The sequence below is a fragment of the Vibrio sp. Vb1729 genome (assembly GCF_033338655.1).
Taxonomy (GTDB): Bacteria; Pseudomonadota; Gammaproteobacteria; order Enterobacterales; family Vibrionaceae; genus Vibrio; species Vibrio alginolyticus.
On sequence record NZ_JAWOTB010000022.1, the window covers coordinates 20,472 to 37,226 of the forward strand.

The following is a 16,755-nucleotide window of genomic DNA, read 5'->3' on the forward strand; positions in this document are numbered from 1 at the left end:
ATGCGTGGTTTTTGTGACTAAGCTCTCAAGGGGCCACTGTACGTCCCGATATTATTGCCTCAACGAAAACGAACAAGTTCAACAGAATTGGTAATAGCGTTCTATAATAGAGGCGTTTTATCAAAACAAAACTTTGGAGAGCACTTATGGCAACCCCACACATTAACGCACAACCAGGTGATTTCGCTGAAACAGTTCTAATGCCAGGCGACCCGTTGCGCGCTAAATACATCGCTGAAACGTTCCTAGAAGATGTGAAACAAGTTTGTGACGTTCGCAACATGTTCGGCTTTACTGGCACTTACAAAGGCAAAAAAGTTTCTGTAATGGGCCACGGCATGGGTATCCCGTCTTGCTGTATCTACGTACACGAGCTAATCGCTGAATACGGCGTGAAAAACGTTATCCGTGTGGGTAGCTGTGGTGCAGTACGTGACGACGTGAAACTAATGGACGTTGTTATCGGTATGGGTGCTTCTACAGACTCTAAAGTTAACCGTATCCGTTTCAACAACCACGATTTCGCAGCAATCGCTGATTACGGTCTTCTAGAAGAAGCAGTTAACCAAGCGCGCGCTCAGGAAGTGCCTGTAAAAGTAGGTAACGTATTCTCTGCTGACCTGTTCTACACACCAGAAGCAGACATCTTCGAGAAGATGGAAAAACTAGGCATCCTAGGTGTAGACATGGAAGCGGCTGGTATCTACGGCGTAGCAGCTGACCTAGGCGCGAAAGCACTGACTATCCTGACAGTTTCTGACCACATCATCCGTGGTGAAAAACTAAGCTCAGAAGAGCGTCAGAAGTCGTTCAACGACATGATGAAAGTTGCACTAGAAACTGCAATCAACATCTAAGAACAAATAGTAAGTAATAATTTGCAGCCAGAGTTATGCTGGCTGCCCGAATTATCCCGAGGGGGCGATTGTGTCTAACGGCGAACTGCCAAAAGACGCAGATGGGTTACAACTCAACTTTTGTAAAACATTGGCGTGTGACAACTTTGGATTGAGTGATGCAAAGCGTTACGTTCTGCAACATGCGAACCCTAAGCGTCCGGCGATGGTATGCCGTGAATGTGGAGCTTTCCCCCCCTTACTTAATAATCGCGATGTCGTGAACGAACTTCATCGCCTGCGGCACGTCCACAGTGACGGGTTGCCTGCTTGCCGTAATGATGATTGCGACAACTTTGGACTTTCTGTCCACACTCACAAACACCTCTATCACGCTTTCGGTTACAGTGGCGATCGCCAACGTTACCGCTGTAAAGTGTGTCAATGTACCTTTGTCGACAAGTGGTCTGGTGCCAACAAGAAGCTTCAATTTCAAGAGAACTTGATGGGTTTATTGTTTACGGGATATTCCGTACGAGAAATCTGCCGCAAGCTTAGTATTAACCCAAAAACCTTTTACGATCATGTTGACCATATAGCTAGCCGCTGCCGCCGCAAGCTGGCAACCATTGATGCGCGCTGGGTAAACCACGCAACGCATTATGAATTGGCCTCAAACTATATTGCATTGCAACCGAACAGCAATAATGGTGTGTATTGGATTGTTTCTGGCGAAGCGCATTCTGGCTATATTCTTTGCCAGCACGTCAATTATTCCGCTGATGAAGAGCCAATCGCAACTCTCGATCATAATCCTTACGATGAGGTGTCTCGTTTTGTTTCCCAGGAGTACGTAGCGGAAGCAAGTGAGCCGCTTGCGGAACCTTCTCATCACCTCAGAGAGCGAATTGACCAAAAATACCAAACAATTTTGGCTCGCGGTAACGTAGAAGACCCTCTTGGTAATCTATCTGTATTTCATTACCCTTCAAAAGGGGCATTAGTCCGTCCACCATACACCTCATATGCACACTATTTGCACGTACTTGATATGTGCTGCCCAAACAAACGTGTATCTCTATACATGCCTCAAGATCCCCTACTACGTTCGGCTGCACTGAGCGTTTGTTTACCTCGCATTAAAGAGAAAAGTGTCGACTTGATGTACGTAGAAGAGGACGCTAGTTGGGACATGAGTACTCCCTTTGGCAAAGTCGATATCGCCTATATGAGTTGGTGGCGCGATCGCTGGGCAATCTCTAGTCAAAACGAAAACCACAAAGGCATTTGCTACCTCGCTGGCGATCAAAATGAGCCTGAAAAATGGTTTAACGTTGCGACAACTCGTCATGTGAAGTTTTATCAAAACCGCTTTCAGATTCTTTTCGAAAGCTTCATTAACGAGCCACGTCGCAAATTACGACCTGCTGGTATTTTACCTCTTTTAGATATATTCAGAGCTTGGCATAATTTGTGCTATCAGGATAAACAAGGTCTTACCGCTGCACAAAGGTTAGAAGTCTCTGATGCACCTTTGACAATCAAACAGCTCCTATCGTAGCTATTCTATTGGTAATTTAGATGTAGTAATTAGGGGTTGTAACGGTATACATTACGGCCCCTGATCGTTTACCAAAACGTTATCCGCATCGCTTTGGTAAAGAAACATGCATCTAACCACTTAATATTAGGTGTGATTTCCAGTTCGATAGTCATGGATGTGAACGTTGGATAAAAACCAAATTCAGCTAGAAGATGATCTCACTAAGCTTAAAGGCCAAATAAAATCGGCCCCTAAACATACCTTTAATGTTGCGCAGCAATATCTTATCCGCGCGGAACAAATTTTATTTGTGGACGGAGAGATCAAAGCCTTACTCATCATGGCGCAATGCTGTTGGTGCCTAATGGATTACCGACAAGGCTTAAAACTCGTCAAAGACGCTTACAGCAAACAAACACAGCTTGAAACCGACGATCATCTCCCGGAAATTCTCCATCTTTTTGCACTCCAATATTGGGGCCAAGCAAAGTATTATTCCGCGCAACAATATTGGATTAATGCGCTCGAACAATCTGCTCTTGTTGATGATGTTGAAATTCAAATCGAATCTCTAATTGGGCTTGGTAATGTATGGCGCATCACTAATGAACACCAACTTGCCGCTTCAACTCATGAGTTAGCCGTTAAAGTGGCAAACAATGTTCGTATTGCTTGGTTAGAAGGCAAAGCGCGCATCCTATTAGCTTGGGACTATTACTTACTAAATAAGTTTGTCGAGATGCTTACGGTACTGGATGGAGCAACCGAAGTATTAAAAGATCATGATGATAGTACGTGGCAAGCCGAGATCTGGGACTTTAAAGGGTTAGCACTGCTTGGACTAGAACGCCTTGATGCGGCCGAAGAAGCCACCCAAAAAGCCCACCAGCTTGCCATTGAGCATGACCTCGTTTGGATGAAAGCACACTCTTTTATTAGCCGAGCAAGACTTGAGCTTTTGCGCCAAAATACAGACAGCGCTGCCAAGTTGCTACTTGCAGCAGAAGAGTCTGCACTCAGTTTCGACCACGGTGAGCTACTCAGCCAAATTTGCTTCCAACAATCACGAGTCGCTGAAGAACAAGGTGACTTTGAGTCTGCGTTTAACGCGTTCAAGAAATACCGTAAGCACGCACTCAAAATGCTCAAAGAACAAACTCATCGAATCAGCATGGATAAAGCAAGAGGCTCTAAGCGCCAACTAGAGCAGCGAGCACGTAAGCTGATCAATCATATTCGCTCTCAACACGAATACGACCCTGAAAAACAGTTCTCTAATGTCGTTTCTGAGACCTACTGGTGGGAACAGTTAGTTTTGTTTAAAACGGAGCTCAAACGCTCTAACCACGCCATCATTATGATTCAGCATTCAAACCCCGAAGTTCTCGATGTTTGTACCGAGCTCGTTCATGCATTGACAACCTCCAGCGACCTCATCTCGAGAATTTCCAGTAACAGGCTAGCAATGTTAATTGCAGAAAAAGGTCAAGCAGCAGAAGAGGTCTACCGCACTGTCCAAGCGATGTTAGACATCTATCCATGGAAGCGACGCGGAATCAAAGGCCCGAAACCGATACTGTATTTGCAAGATATCCTGACCTTCCCATTCACGTTAGAACAGCTCGAAGAAAGTTATATTGAGGTAATGAAGAATGGAACAACTGCTTAGCAAGGTGACTGACGCAGGTATCGATCCTTCTTCCGTTTCAGGTGAAGAAGCGATTACGCTATGGGAACACATAGGGTTACATATTGCGTCAACAAACCGAGAGAAAGCGCATTGCTATATCATTAGCGCCGAGTATCGAAGAGAGATCAAACAGCTCAACGACAGCATTAGTGAATTGAAACAAGCGCTTGAGTTGCTTGTTTTACCAGAAGATGTAGAAGATATTCTTTCTGTGAAAGCAAGCTTGAGTGAGCGTTTAGTTGAAGTAGGTGACTACAATGCGGCATTAACCGAGTATGTTGCTTCAACCAATATCGCCGTCGAGTACGGCTATATTGATGAGTACGTATTGGCCATTATTGGAATGGGTAATTTGTGCGATGCCTATGGGGATCACCAACGTGCATTACGTTATTATCAAAAAATAGATGCTATCGATCACGCTATTGGCAGTCGATCCCTACGCCTTCGTTACAAGCTGTACATGCTTGCCTGTTATATCAGCTTGAACCGTACCGCAGACGCCAAAGAGCTATTGAGTGAATGTGAAGAACTGAGCATTCTCGTCAGTGATAAAAACCTCGCCGCACAAATTCACCTCTACCGAGCCAAATTACATCGTCTGCAAGAAGACTACCCCAGTGCGTTGCTGGCTATTTCGAATGTTCAGTATACAACGGGTAGTGCCACGACATACTGGTTATCTACGATGGTCAAAATTGAGACTGCGTATTGTCTAAACGGTGTAGGGCACACCTCTTTAGCTAATTTAACGTTGGACTCCATCAGTAAAAGGATTCAAAAGCAGCTATCTCCTATCGTTACTCAGCATTTTTATAACGCGATGAGTCAAGTTTACGCCTCTCAAGGGTTGTATCAAGAAGCATTAAATTGTGAAAAAAAAGCGCATAGAATCGAATCTGATCTTGTAAAACATATTCCGATCGGTGAGTTAGGGTCTGCTCAACTACGCCGACTTTCACGCTTTGAGTTACAACTCAAACTCATTTTGTCAGAGCTAGAAAACAAAGAACTAAAAGAAACCACCAAGCAGCATAAAAATACTGTTGCTCAGCTACAGCAGGACGTCTTTACCGATCCACTTACGTCTTTACACAACAGACGCTGGTTAGAAGTTAAACTAAAAGATCTACTTCTGCACGATACTGCATTTGCATTGATTGTCATCGATATCGATCACTTCAAATCCATCAATGACGAACTAAGCCACTTGGTGGGCGACAAAGCGATCAAAAGTGTGTCACAGGAACTGGCGTCCTACTTCAGATTTAAAGGCGCATCGTGCGTACGATTTGGTGGTGAAGAGTTCCTCGTGATCCTTGAGAATACCCAACTGGAACGCGCAGAAATGCATGCCGAGAATTATCGTGAACGGATTTATCAATATGGTTGGGACGATATTCTTGGTGAGCGGGGGCTGACCGTATCCATAGGGATTACCTTGCATCGAGAAGGCGAGAATACTCAGCGAACTTTTTATCGTGCAGACAAAGCTCTTTATCGCGCCAAAGCCAATGGCAGAAACCAAGTCTGTACCGAACTTTAAACCATGCCCCGGTTGACACCTGGGGCTTTAGTATACTTTTTACTTATCCTTCCTATATCACTTCACTGCTTGTTTAAATAAGTACTCAGCAACACCTTAACTGCCAATAAACATCAGTGGATACTTACATCGCATAAACATAATTCCTACATAAAAACCGCTTGATTCATCTGTAGTTAAGACAAATACTTAAATTGTTAATTTACGTAGATTTTCCATTTCGCAATACGCACAGGTAGGTAAGATGTTTCTAGACTATTTTGCACTTGGGTTACTCATCTTCGTTGCTTTAGTGATCTTTTACGGAATCATTGTCATCCATGATATTCCATATGAAATCGCCAAAGAGAGAGAGCACCCGCACCAAGACGCAATTCACTACGCTGGCTGGGTCAGCCTTTTCACTTTGCATGCGCTGTGGCCATTTTTATGGATCTGGGCAACATTATGGCGCAAGGAACGCGGCTGGGGTTTTAAACAACTAGAACAAGAAACACACGACATTCATCACCGCCTTGAAGAACTCATCGATGAAGTCAACGAACTCAAAAACGAAGTATCGATGTTGAAACAACAAAAGATTCAGCAAAAGCCTTTGCCTGAACAAAGTAAAGAGGACGAATAATGGACTTATTGCTGATTCTGACTTACGCAGCTCTTTGTATTGCCATTTTTAAAATTTTCAATATTCCTCTAAACAAATGGACCGTTCCAACCGCCGTACTTGGCGGCGTAGTGTTAGTGGGCACACTCGTGCTGCTTATGAACTACAACCACCCATTTACTCAATTGGGTAACCAAGTGTTCCCGACTACGCCTATCGTCTCTGGCGTGCGTGGCCGCGTGGTGGAAGTGCCAGTCCAGGCCAACCAACCGCTCAAAACGGGCGATATTCTTTTCAAAATCGATCCTGTGCCTTTTGAAGCAGAAGTTGCTCGCCTGGAAGCGAAAGTCAAAGAAGCAAGCCAAGGTGCGTTGGGCTTAGAGTCTGATCGAAGAGAGGCAGAAGCTGCTGTATTGAAAGCGCAAGCGGACAGAGATAAAGCACAAAGGGAATTCAGCCGATATCAAAGGGGCTTTGATCGTGGCGCGTTTACTGAACAAGATTTGGATACTCGACGCCAAGCGTATAAAGCGGCAGAAGCCATGTTAGACGTTGCGATTTTGCAACAAGAACAAGCGCAAATCGCTCTGGACTCTGAAATCGGAGGCGAAAATACCCAAGTCGCGCAACTTCTTGCCGAGCTGCGTAAAGCAGAGTTTAACCTAGAGCAAACCGTCGTTCGTGCGCCAACCGATGGTTACGTTACGCAATTGGCTTTGCGTCCTGGTGTTATGGCTGTGCCGTTGCCACTTGCCCCGGCAATGACCTTCGTACATACCGAAGACATTACGTACACCGCGGCATTCAGACAGAACTCATTACAACGCTTGAAGCCAGGCTTTGAAGCAGAATTTATGTTCCGCGCAATTCCGGGCAAAGTGTTCCGTGGCGAAGTCATTGACGTGATTCCAGCCATTGGTGAAAGCCAAATTCAAGCGCGAGGCGCTCTGCTTGGGACTGATGCCTTGCGCACGAGCGGACGTGTTTTTGCGAAGCTGAAAATTGCCGACGACTTGAGTGGATACCACCTACCAATGGGTACTGCGGTTGAAGTTGCAGTTTATTCAGACAGCTTTACTCACGTATCAGTGATGCGCAAAGTTCTTATTCGTATGAAGAGCTGGCAGAACTATTTATACCTCGACCATTAATGAACATATAGCGCATTCATTTATCGGTAAAAATAACATCAAACAGTGTAATCAGGGGCTGACGATCAGCCCCTGATTCATTCTAGCCATCCAGATAGATAGCATTCCCACTTTTATTAATATTCTGTATAATGCGCGCCTTATTTTTAATGCTTGCTAAAACCAAAGCCAGTCAAAGGGATGCGTGAATCAAATCACACATTTCCTGAAGAAAAATAGAGCAAACAATAAGCAGCTTGGTTGTTTTGAATATATGTTACACAATCAAATAACTAACGCTTTCCGACAAAACAATTAAACGTTCTTTAAAATCGACTATTGAACTGAGGTTATCTATGAATCTTTCCGCTAAAACTGTTGTGGTTATTGCAATCGGTGCTGCTCTTTACGGTATCGGCGGCTTACCTATGTTTGGCATCCCTGTGTTTGCAAACACAACGCTAAAACCAGCAATGGCAGTATTAGCATTGTTCTCAGTACTATTTGGACCACTTGTTGGCTTCTTGGTTGGTTTTATTGGTCACTGGGTTACTGACCTATTTGCAGGTTGGGGCGTATGGCTCACTTGGGTACTTGGTTCAGGTATTGTTGGTTTGATTATCGGTCTATTCCCTTCTCTAACGCGCTACCGTTTGGAGAAAGGTGATTTCAATATGAAAGACTTCGCGTTATTCGTAGTACTTGCGCTATTAGGCAACGTATTTGGTTACGGTTGCTCTGCATTCCTCGACACGATTTTATACGCAGAACCGTTCACTAAAGTGTTTACCCAGCTTTCTATTATCGCGATCGGTAACACCATTCTTATTGCTATTGTTGGCTTCTTCATTCTTAAATCTGTCGCTAAACGTAACAAGCAAAGCCGTAACTTAACAGAGGCTTAATGTCGAATGACAATCGAATTTTCTAACTTCTCTTTTAGATATGAGTCGCTGGACAAACCGACGCTAAAAAATATCAATCTAAGGATAGAGAAAGGAGAGAAAATCGTCATTATCGGTCCAAGTGGTAGTGGTAAATCTACCCTTGGGCAATGTCTTAACGGACTGATCCCACACGCAATCAAAGGGGAAACCAGTGGAACATTGACCATCAATGGTCAAGACACCGCCCCTTTCGACATGCACCAATACACTGAGCAAGTTGGCACCGTACTGCAAGATACGGACAGCCAATTTGTCGGTTTGAGCATTGGCGAAGACATTGCATTTGCGCTGGAGAACCAGCTAACTTCAAATATCGACATGTACCCATTGGTCAAAGCCACGGCCAAAATGGTCGACTTGGAACAGATGCTAGAACGCTCACCCCACGATTTATCTGGCGGGCAGAAACAGCGTGTTTCTTTGGCGGGCATTCTCGTCGATGATGTCGATATCCTTTTGTTTGATGAACCACTAGCTGCGCTTGACCCTAAAACGGGAAAAAAAACCATCGAGATCATCGATGATCTACACCGCGAAACGGGCAAAACCATCGTAATCATTGAGCATCGTCTTGAAGACGTTCTGCATCGCTCAGTTGACCGTATTATCTTGATGGAAAGCGGCGAAATCATTGCCGATACAACGCCAGATGAAATTTTAGCGTCGCCTCTGCTAGAAGATTACGGCATCCGCGAACCGCTTTATATTTCGGCTCTGAAAGAAGCAGGCTGCGCGATTGAGGGCGATGCAAAACCTTCTAGCTTAACTACCTTACCGTTGGAGCAATATAAACCAGCAGTACAAGCATGGTTTGATGGTTCAACAGCACAACCACCTAAAACGCCAGCCGAGACTTTGCTTGAAGTCCGTGGCCTCACCTATTCTTACGACGGTGAGAAAAATGCGCTAGAAGACGTGAGTTTTAACATCAAGCGTGGCGAGTTTGTCTCTGTACTTGGCAAAAATGGCTCGGGTAAATCGACCATCACCAAACTGATTATGGGCGTTATTGAAGCGGATAGCGGCTCAATGGGCATGAATGGTCAAGATCTAAACGAACTGACCATCTTCGAGCGCAGCCAGAAAGTGGGCGTGGTGATGCAAAACCCGAACCACATGATTTCCCATCACATGATTTTCGACGAAGTGGCCTTCGGCCTCCGTAATCGTGGCGTTGAAGAGAAACAAATCGAAGCTAAAGTACTTGAAGTCCTAGAGCTGTGCGGTTTGAGCAAATACCGTCACTGGCCAATCGAAGCATTGAGTTATGGCCAGAAAAAGCGCGTAACCATTGCGTCAATTTTGGTCTTGGAACCAGAGCTTCTGATCCTTGATGAACCGACGGCAGGTCAGGACTATCGAAACTACACGTCTATGCTGAGTTTCATCGAAAAGCTCAATCGCGAGTTGGGCGTAACCGTAATGATCATCTCTCATGACATGCATTTAGTGCTGGAATACACTACGCGCTCTATCGTGATTGCAGACAGTAAATTAGTCGCGGATGCACCAATGACGCAGGTATTCAGCAGTCCAGAGCTACTAAACCAAGCAAACCTCACTACCACAAGTTTGTTTGAGTTGGCTACGAAAGTTGGTATCGAGGACACCAATGGCTTTATGCAGCACTTTATCAATGTAGAAAAAGCGCACCGCCAACAAAAAAGCGACGACGTAAACCAACCAGAGAAAGCTGTGGCATGAAAGACAACAAAATGAAGTTTGGTATCAACTACATCGATACCCAATCACCACTTCATAAGTTGAATGGCATTACTAAGTTCTTGCTTTTCATTGCTTGGGTAACGGTGGTATTGACCACATTTGACTTGCGAATCATCGCGCTGTTGATCGTGCTTGGTTTAGGCTTATTGAAAATGACCAAAGTGCCCTTTCATGTCTACAAACCGCTGTTATTCGGTACAGGCACGGTATTACTGATCAATGCCCTGTTTATGTTCGCGTTAGCGCCGCAACAAGGTACTGAGTTCATGGGCTCATCAACGGTTTTACTCTCGTTACCCGGCAATTACTCGCTCACTCAAGAGACGTTGTTTTACCTAGTAACAGTGACGTTGAAATACTTCAGCATGTTTCCAATCGCGTTGGTGTTTGTATTTACCACTCACCCGACGGAGTTTTCAGCCAGCTTGAACCGCTTGGGTGTACCTTACAAAATCGCCTATGCCGTAAGCTTAACGCTGCGCTACTTGCCGGAAGTGAAAAAGGACTTTGTTAACATCATGCACGCGCAACAAGCACGCGGAGTAGAACTGAGCAAGAAGGCTCCGTTGTTCAATCGTATGAAGAACGTCGCGAAGATTCTTGGACCTCTGATTTTCTCTAGTTTAGACAGAGCCGATCAAATCTCAAACGCGATGACGCTACGTGGTTTTGGCCGCCACTCCTCTCGCACTTGGTACAGCTTAAAACCACTGACCAAAGCCGATATGATCTGCATGGCTGGGATTGCGGTGATAGTGATTGCTGCGATCAGCAAGCGTGTGATGGACACACAACTGTTCTGGTATCCGTTTTAAATTCTGAAGCTTCAAACTGAACATAACGTGGTTAGTGTTGTGACCACGTTATCTTCCGTCTTTCCCCTCGATAACTCGCCTGTTGGCTTCTTGCTTGCAAGTATTCAAAAGAAGCGGTAATTTCAGCGGCTCGCTGATGTGCCAGAAAGTTGCTTATTCAAACGACCAACATGAACTAAACTCATCAGTTTTATCAGGGGCTTAATGATCAACTGCGCACTGCCTACAATGAAAAGCCAAGTACCACTTTCAATCAACGAATCATTCAAAAAGAAAAAGCTACCAATTAAAAACCAAATAGCAATGAGTAGGTCGTTTGCAGCACCTAACGCCTCATAGCGGCGCTGAATAACGATGTGACGACTTCCTAGATCTAAATCCAACTCTCTGCCATGTATCTGCACTGTATAGCTCCCCTCTTATTGTTTCGCGTCAGTTATGCCCAAGTTATTTCGAAATACTTAGTTCTAAACCCTAACGGACGTGGCATGCATTGACAACCATTGGAGGGATTATCTATTTGCAATAAAAAGAAAAGGGCGCATAAGCACCCTTTTTAGCGAGTCTAATTACAGGTATTCGCTTTAATGATTAGATAGTGAGTACCAACTTAACTCCACTTCAACAAGCGAGTTTCGTTGCCTTCTTCCGGCTTCGCTGGAATATTGAGTGACAACAGCAAGCTCACTGCTGCCATACCAGCGCCGATGTAAAATACGCTAGCAGGTGAAACCAGCCAAATCACACCAAACGTAACAGGTATTACAACCGCCGCAATATGGTTAATCGTAAACGCAACGCCCGCGGTCGACGCCATATCTGCTGGGTCGGCAATTTTCTGGAAGTAGGTTTTAATCGCAAGCGCTAACGCGAAAAATAGATGATCGACAACATACAATGCTGCCGCCCACTCAGCCGTTTGCACCAAACCGTACCCGACAAACACGAAGATCAAACCGACGTATTCAAACATCAACGCTTTGCGCTCACCTACAACGCCGATAAAACGGCCTATTCGCTTCGCAAACAAGAAGTTAAAGACATAGTTAATCAGGAACAGCAACGTAATATCTGCGGCGGAGTAACCAAACTTTTCTACCATCAAGAAACCAGCGAACACCGTAAAAATTTGACGGCGTGCTCCACTCATAAACGTAAGCGCATAGTATAACCAGTAACGTTTACGCAGGATGAGCTTCTTGTTCTGAGGCACTTTTGTCTTAAATTGTGGGAAGGCAAATGCCATCACCAAAATGAGCACAAAACCTAAACCACCAGCCATTAAATAGACCGTTTTAAAATCAAGTTTGAGCTGTTCGAGCGAAACCCAAATGGCGCCGTAGGTAAACAGAGAAGCCAAAGCTCCAACAGAAATAAACTTACCCAGCATTTCTGGCGCTTCTTCTTTAGATAGCCATTGTAAAGACAAAGACTGCTTGAGTGTTTCAAAGTAATGGAAGCCGGTGGACATTAACAAGGTTGTAAAAAGTAGACCGTACAAAGTGGGAAAATAACCTGTTAATGCCGTACCAAGCGTAAGCATCGCCAAAGATACGAGCATAAAGCGTTGCTCTCGGATAAACAGCAATACAAACACGGCGGTAAAGGCCAAAAAACCCGGAATTTCGCGCACACTTTGCAATAGGCCTATGTCGGCACCATCAAAGTTTGCTTTCTCTATAACAAAGTTGTTCAACAACGCCATCCAGGTAGAAAAAGCAATGGGCACGATAATGGAAATTAACAGGAGGAAATTTTGCGGCGTTCTCCAGCCGTGCGATGAGGTAGTCATGATGTTTCCTTTAAATATGAAGGCATCATCATAGCTTTAAATGTAACAAATTCGCAATATCATTATTATTTTCAACCCAGAGCAAGCTGATATGGCTGAGGAATATTGTTATGAAGATAAACATCGCACTCAATTCCTTGGCTAAGCGCGATGTTCAAGTATCAAGAGAACTAAAGCATGAGTAAATGTGCTCAGTGGCTTAATCAATGACTTTTACTGATAGGCGATTTTTAAATTCAAACACATGTTCTGGACACACATCCAAACAACGGCCACAGCTAATGCAGTTTTGATCCATAACTCGACGATCTCCCTCTTTCAAAGGCTGCCGAAGCACTTCTGGTTCTGGGCAAACGTAAAAGCAATCCATGCATTTGGTGCAATCTTCGCGCCGAACAGCAGTAACGCGCAACAGGCTTTTTCGGCCTATCACGCCATAGGTAGCCCCCAGTGGACATAAGTGCCCACACCACCCATGCTCAACCAAGAGTAAATCCAACACAAACACTAGGGCGATTAGCACCCAACCTGCGCCCATACCAAACACCAACCCGCGATGCAGTGCCGCAACTGGATCTAACCATGTCCAAAGAATCGCGCCAGATAGCGCACTGCCCAACATCAAAACAGGGATCAGCCAATAACGAATCATGGGAGACCAACGATAGCTCGCTTTAATGTTGAACTTTCGACGCAACCACGCCGCCAAGTCTGTCACGATGTTCAACGGGCACACCCAAGCACAAAATGCGCGCGGCGCCAAAATCGCGTAAAACACCACGACAATCACTACGCCTAACAACGCATTAAACTCCGGAACATGCCCTGTCGCCAAAGCTTGAAGCACGATTAACGGGTCACTTAACGGCACGGTATCGAGCAACATACTTGATGACAGATTACCAGTTAGAATTCCCAGCGTCGGCCCAGCCATAAATAGCGCAATGATGGTGAACTGACATAGCCGACGTAAAATCAAAAACCGATGCGCGCGCCACCAACCAAGCTTTTCAAGCGCTTCTTTGCCAGCATTTTGAGCTAAATTCTTTGCCATTACTTACCTCCTTTTAGCGATTCAAGCGCACCTTCCGGCACAGGCGTCTCACTAGGGAGGATATTTTCGAGTGGTTTGTCGAGCTCTTTCCAACCAAAATTGTAGTGGCTGCCCACTTTGCCTTTCGCCAAATCCGTCGGGACGACTTTAATAGCAGCGACATCCAACACGCACGCTTGTTCACACTTACCACATCCGGTACACACTTCGGAATTCACTGTAGGGATAAGTTTGGCGTGATAGCCAGTTCGATCGTTGTGAACCATCTCTAACGTGATGGCTTCATCAATCAGCGGACAAACGCGATAACAAACGTCGCATCGTAACCCTTGCCAGTTAAGGCAAGTTTCATGGTCAATAAGAACCGCTGTACCCATTCGAGCATCATCAATATCGGTTAGTTTCGGATCCAGCGCCCCACTCGGACAAGCGACAACACAAGGAGTGTCTTCGCACATTTCGCAGGGAATATCGCGTGCAGTAAAGTAAGGTGAGCCAGTCGCGACGGGTGAAAGTAATGTCGCAAGTTTCAAGGTATCGTAAGGACATGCCTGAACACACAAGCCACATCGAATACAAGCTGATTCGAAATCGCCTTCCGGCAGTGCACCAGGCGGACGAATAGGCACACCTTTGGTTTCTCGAGCTTGGCTTTGTAGCGATTGTAAGCCCAATACACACGCAGCTGCGCCAACACCAGCCGCAGTTCGAGCTGTATCACGCAAAAATCGGCGCCGACTTTGCGATATTTTAGACTGAGAGGATTTCATGCTATTTCCTCAACAAAACTCCCTTATCAAGTTAAGCATAAATAGCCCTAAACGTGTCGTTTCCCTATACCTCATAGGAGGTAACCCCATCCTCTATTGATTCAAGTCAACTGACGCACAGTGCCGTCGTCACAGTTTGACTAAATGCGTTTATTTACTGCGACATGAAATTCACCACGATACTCTGCAGTACGCGCCATTCTCAGTACAATAATTCAACACCTTTGCAATCTACTCGCTCAATTCGATGATAAATCACTACTAAAAATTCAAAAAATGACATCATAACAAGCTAATTTAAAAGGCATTTATCCATTAAACATAAAAAAAACACTATCCAAATAAGAAAACTGTGGTTAGATTAAAAATTAAAACTAAAAAGCGAAGGAGAGAGGCATGGAAATTATCGTACGTCCAACGACCGTCGAAGACGCAGCGGCACTCGTAGAAATCTATTCACAACCAAAAGCACAACGTGAAACCCTGCAACTCCCAAAGCCTTCGCTCGCGATGTGGGTGGAAAGATTGTCAAACATACCTGATGGTGTTTATAGCTATGTCGCTGAAATTGATGGTAAAGTCGTCGGAAATATTGGCTTTCACCACTCTCTACGTCCAAGAACGATGCACACGGCATCGTTTGGCATCGGAGTACATGATAGTTTCCATGGACTCGGTATTGGTAGCAAATTGATAGAAACAGTCACTGAACTAGCAGATAACTGGTTAAATGTGAGAAGAATTCAGATAGAGGTCAATGCCGATAACGACGCCGCCATTGGGCTTTATAAAAAGCATGGATTTCAAATTGAAGGTGAAGCGATTGACGGTTCCTTCCGTGATGGTGAATTCATCAATACCTATTACATGGCGCGCATCAGACCAGGCCAAAGATAAAACAAAGCCTCCTACTAATTGGAGGCTTTTCTTTTTAAACTTCGACTCACTTTCGTAAGTAAGCCAACGCTCTGCGAGTCAATGCTTCTGTGTAGGGATTGATCTTCCAGTGGTCGGAACTCCAACCTTTCACAAAGCGCTGAAAGTCTGCCCAAGCCACAGCAAACAAAGGACGCCATTCACGCTCGACTTCATTAGGGTCAAGATTCGGTTGATAGCCTATTAGCGCGTGTTGCAACTGAGCAAAATACGTATCCAAAACCCAAACTTCCATCTCTGCACAACGTTCTGGCTTAACGGCACTACTCATAAACAGTGCCACATCTTTCATGGCACACCCACATCCAACGTATTGAAAGTCAACCGCAGCAACGTTTGATTCTTCTTCATCAAAACAGAAGTTCGCCAATTTGGCATCACCGTGTACTAGTGTTTTAAACTTAGCTTGCGAAAGCGTTTGATCAATCAATTGAGCCGCATTTTGTAGCTCAGTGTCTTGCAATGCTTCAAGCTCGTCGGGTCTGGTTGCTAAGTGCCAGTATGTACCGATATGCCACAACTTATCAGAACGAACATCGATGTATCGCGCATGAAAGTTCGCCAACCAAGTGAGGCAGGCTTGTAGATGCTTTAGCTGTGCATCTGTGATGACTTTTGGAAAGCCCACCTCGGCGAGATCTTCCATCACAATGAGCCATTCATTCTCCGATTGGAACGTTTTTAGACCTTGCGGTACTCGGCAGCGAGTATCCACCCCTCCGGAAAAATACTCATACCAATTCACTTCCACCTGATAAGAGTGCAACTTTCTTTGATGAGAACGGTCCGTATTCCAGCCTCTAGGATGCTCTGAAGGCTTAGGGAGTTTTACATGCTTAATGATCACCGAACGAGTAGAATAAGTAACTCGGACTAACTCCCCATAGCCTCCCCATAGCGATTGTATGACTTCTACAGAGCGGTAATTACCGAGATTGAGTTCCTGGCCAATATTTTGGTAGCATTGGTGGTTGTTACTCATCATGCGATCAGATGTGACCACGTTTGGTTCTTCTCCATATAGTGAATAACATATGGGCAAACTGGTTTGATTTGATAACCGAGTGACTCAATTTCTGGCAACACCGCTTCCATCATCACTTTTCCGTACCCCTTACCTCGCAGTGCTTCAGGAACAACCGTTGATGTAATGTGCATGACATTACCCTTAAGCTGATAAATCACCTTGGCTTTATAACCCTGCTCTAAATCAACCCAGAATGTACTATTCGTGGTCTCATGAGTTACTTTATGCATATCTTGCTCTCTAATTTTTGTTACAGATTGATTGAATCAAACTATATCACTGAATAAAATCGATACCATGCGAGAGTGCTGCTTCGCCTCACGCGATTACCTTCTTACAT

General features: G+C 44.9%; 16 protein-coding genes. 10 read left to right on the top strand and 6 right to left on the bottom strand.

The window, feature by feature from the left end; genetic code table 11:
- Positions 1–146 precede the first annotated feature (146 nt).
- From deoD to R7E29_RS11405, 9 genes are all read left to right on the top strand, one after another.
- A complete protein-coding gene (gene deoD, locus R7E29_RS11365; RefSeq protein WP_005375140.1) occupies positions 147–857 on the top strand; it encodes a purine-nucleoside phosphorylase in 711 nt (236 codons plus the stop codon).
- A gap of 70 nt (positions 858–927) precedes the next feature.
- Positions 928–2,397: a lactate dehydrogenase gene (locus tag R7E29_RS11370; protein ID WP_017635476.1), complete on the top strand. Its 1,470-nt coding sequence runs from the start codon at positions 928–930 to the stop codon at positions 2,395–2,397.
- A gap of 166 nt (positions 2,398–2,563) precedes the next feature.
- On the top strand, positions 2,564–4,048 hold the full coding sequence (locus tag R7E29_RS11375; RefSeq protein WP_053303858.1) for a hypothetical protein: 1,485 nt from the start codon (positions 2,564–2,566) through the stop codon (positions 4,046–4,048).
- Positions 4,032–5,615 (top strand): GGDEF domain-containing protein, encoded by a 1,584-nt coding sequence (locus R7E29_RS11380; RefSeq protein WP_213906635.1) that lies wholly within the window; start codon positions 4,032–4,034, stop codon positions 5,613–5,615. Before R7E29_RS11375 ends, R7E29_RS11380 begins: the two co-directional genes overlap by 17 nt.
- Positions 5,616–5,859: 244 nt before the next feature.
- Positions 5,860–6,240, top strand: a complete 381-nt coding sequence (locus R7E29_RS11385) for a DUF3302 domain-containing protein (RefSeq protein ID WP_005375135.1) — start codon at positions 5,860–5,862, stop codon at positions 6,238–6,240.
- The gene (locus R7E29_RS11390) at positions 6,240–7,370 is read left to right on the top strand and encodes an HlyD family secretion protein (protein ID WP_054576609.1); all 1,131 of its coding nucleotides are present in this window, start codon (positions 6,240–6,242) and stop codon (positions 7,368–7,370) included. Before R7E29_RS11385 ends, R7E29_RS11390 begins: the two co-directional genes overlap by 1 nt.
- Positions 7,371–7,705: 335 nt before the next feature.
- A complete protein-coding gene (locus tag R7E29_RS11395; RefSeq protein ID WP_005375133.1) occupies positions 7,706–8,254 on the top strand; it encodes an ECF-type riboflavin transporter substrate-binding protein in 549 nt (182 codons plus the stop codon).
- Positions 8,255–8,260: 6 nt separating this feature from the next.
- Positions 8,261–10,000: an ABC transporter ATP-binding protein gene (locus tag R7E29_RS11400; RefSeq protein ID WP_318082650.1), complete on the top strand. Its 1,740-nt coding sequence runs from the start codon at positions 8,261–8,263 to the stop codon at positions 9,998–10,000.
- Positions 9,997–10,836: an energy-coupling factor transporter transmembrane component T family protein gene (locus R7E29_RS11405; protein ID WP_005383942.1), complete on the top strand. Its 840-nt coding sequence runs from the start codon at positions 9,997–9,999 to the stop codon at positions 10,834–10,836. The genes R7E29_RS11400 and R7E29_RS11405 overlap by 4 nt, the downstream gene beginning before the upstream one ends.
- A 122-nt stretch (positions 10,837–10,958) precedes the next feature.
- On the opposite strand, the gene R7E29_RS11410 is transcribed toward R7E29_RS11405, so the two are convergent.
- The 4 genes from R7E29_RS11410 to napG all read right to left on the bottom strand — a co-directional run bounded on the left by R7E29_RS11410 (position 10,959) and on the right by napG (position 14,452).
- On the bottom strand, positions 10,959–11,240 hold the full coding sequence (locus tag R7E29_RS11410) for a YrhK family protein (protein ID WP_025768568.1): 282 nt from the start codon (positions 11,238–11,240) through the stop codon (positions 10,959–10,961).
- Positions 11,241–11,446: 206 nt separating this feature from the next.
- Positions 11,447–12,628: an MFS transporter gene (locus R7E29_RS11415; protein WP_005375129.1), complete on the bottom strand. Its 1,182-nt coding sequence runs from the start codon at positions 12,626–12,628 to the stop codon at positions 11,447–11,449.
- A 199-nt stretch (positions 12,629–12,827) separates the two neighbouring features.
- A complete protein-coding gene (gene napH, locus R7E29_RS11420) occupies positions 12,828–13,682 on the bottom strand; it encodes a quinol dehydrogenase ferredoxin subunit NapH (RefSeq protein WP_047104522.1) in 855 nt (284 codons plus the stop codon).
- Positions 13,682–14,452, bottom strand: coding sequence for a ferredoxin-type protein NapG (gene napG / locus R7E29_RS11425; protein WP_042521643.1), 771 nt, complete (start codon positions 14,450–14,452; stop codon positions 13,682–13,684). Before napG ends, napH begins: the two co-directional genes overlap by 1 nt.
- Positions 14,453–14,848: 396 nt before the next feature.
- Here napG and R7E29_RS11430 point away from each other — a divergent pair, with 396 nt between their 5' ends.
- On the top strand, positions 14,849–15,349 hold the full coding sequence (locus R7E29_RS11430; RefSeq protein ID WP_017820512.1) for a GNAT family N-acetyltransferase: 501 nt from the start codon (positions 14,849–14,851) through the stop codon (positions 15,347–15,349).
- A 46-nt stretch (positions 15,350–15,395) separates the two neighbouring features.
- Here the strand turns inward: R7E29_RS11430 and R7E29_RS11435 are convergent, their stop codons facing one another.
- Both R7E29_RS11435 and R7E29_RS11440 read right to left on the bottom strand, forming a co-directional pair.
- Positions 15,396–16,373, bottom strand: a complete 978-nt coding sequence (locus R7E29_RS11435) for a phosphotransferase (protein WP_155489429.1) — start codon at positions 16,371–16,373, stop codon at positions 15,396–15,398.
- The gene (locus R7E29_RS11440) at positions 16,370–16,645 is read right to left on the bottom strand and encodes a GNAT family N-acetyltransferase (RefSeq protein ID WP_017820514.1); all 276 of its coding nucleotides are present in this window, start codon (positions 16,643–16,645) and stop codon (positions 16,370–16,372) included. The genes R7E29_RS11435 and R7E29_RS11440 overlap by 4 nt, the downstream gene beginning before the upstream one ends.
- Positions 16,646–16,755 lie beyond the last annotated feature (110 nt).

Coding starts and splice junctions, on each gene's coding strand:
- R7E29_RS11385 (WP_005375135.1), top strand. CDS start 5,860: ATGTTTCTAGACTATTTTGCACTTGGGTTACTCATCTTCGTTGCTTTA.
- napH (WP_047104522.1), bottom strand. CDS start 13,682: ATGGCAAAGAATTTAGCTCAAAATGCTGGCAAAGAAGCGCTTGAAAAG.
- deoD (WP_005375140.1), top strand. CDS start 147: ATGGCAACCCCACACATTAACGCACAACCAGGTGATTTCGCTGAAACA.
- R7E29_RS11400 (WP_318082650.1), top strand. CDS start 8,261: ATGACAATCGAATTTTCTAACTTCTCTTTTAGATATGAGTCGCTGGAC.
- R7E29_RS11395 (WP_005375133.1), top strand. CDS start 7,706: ATGAATCTTTCCGCTAAAACTGTTGTGGTTATTGCAATCGGTGCTGCT.
- R7E29_RS11435 (WP_155489429.1), bottom strand. CDS start 16,373: ATGATGAGTAACAACCACCAATGCTACCAAAATATTGGCCAGGAACTC.
- napG (WP_042521643.1), bottom strand. CDS start 14,452: ATGAAATCCTCTCAGTCTAAAATATCGCAAAGTCGGCGCCGATTTTTG.
- R7E29_RS11380 (WP_213906635.1), top strand. CDS start 4,032: ATGGAACAACTGCTTAGCAAGGTGACTGACGCAGGTATCGATCCTTCT.
- R7E29_RS11405 (WP_005383942.1), top strand. CDS start 9,997: ATGAAAGACAACAAAATGAAGTTTGGTATCAACTACATCGATACCCAA.
- R7E29_RS11415 (WP_005375129.1), bottom strand. CDS start 12,628: ATGACTACCTCATCGCACGGCTGGAGAACGCCGCAAAATTTCCTCCTG.
- R7E29_RS11440 (WP_017820514.1), bottom strand. CDS start 16,645: ATGCATAAAGTAACTCATGAGACCACGAATAGTACATTCTGGGTTGAT.
- R7E29_RS11390 (WP_054576609.1), top strand. CDS start 6,240: ATGGACTTATTGCTGATTCTGACTTACGCAGCTCTTTGTATTGCCATT.
- R7E29_RS11430 (WP_017820512.1), top strand. CDS start 14,849: ATGGAAATTATCGTACGTCCAACGACCGTCGAAGACGCAGCGGCACTC.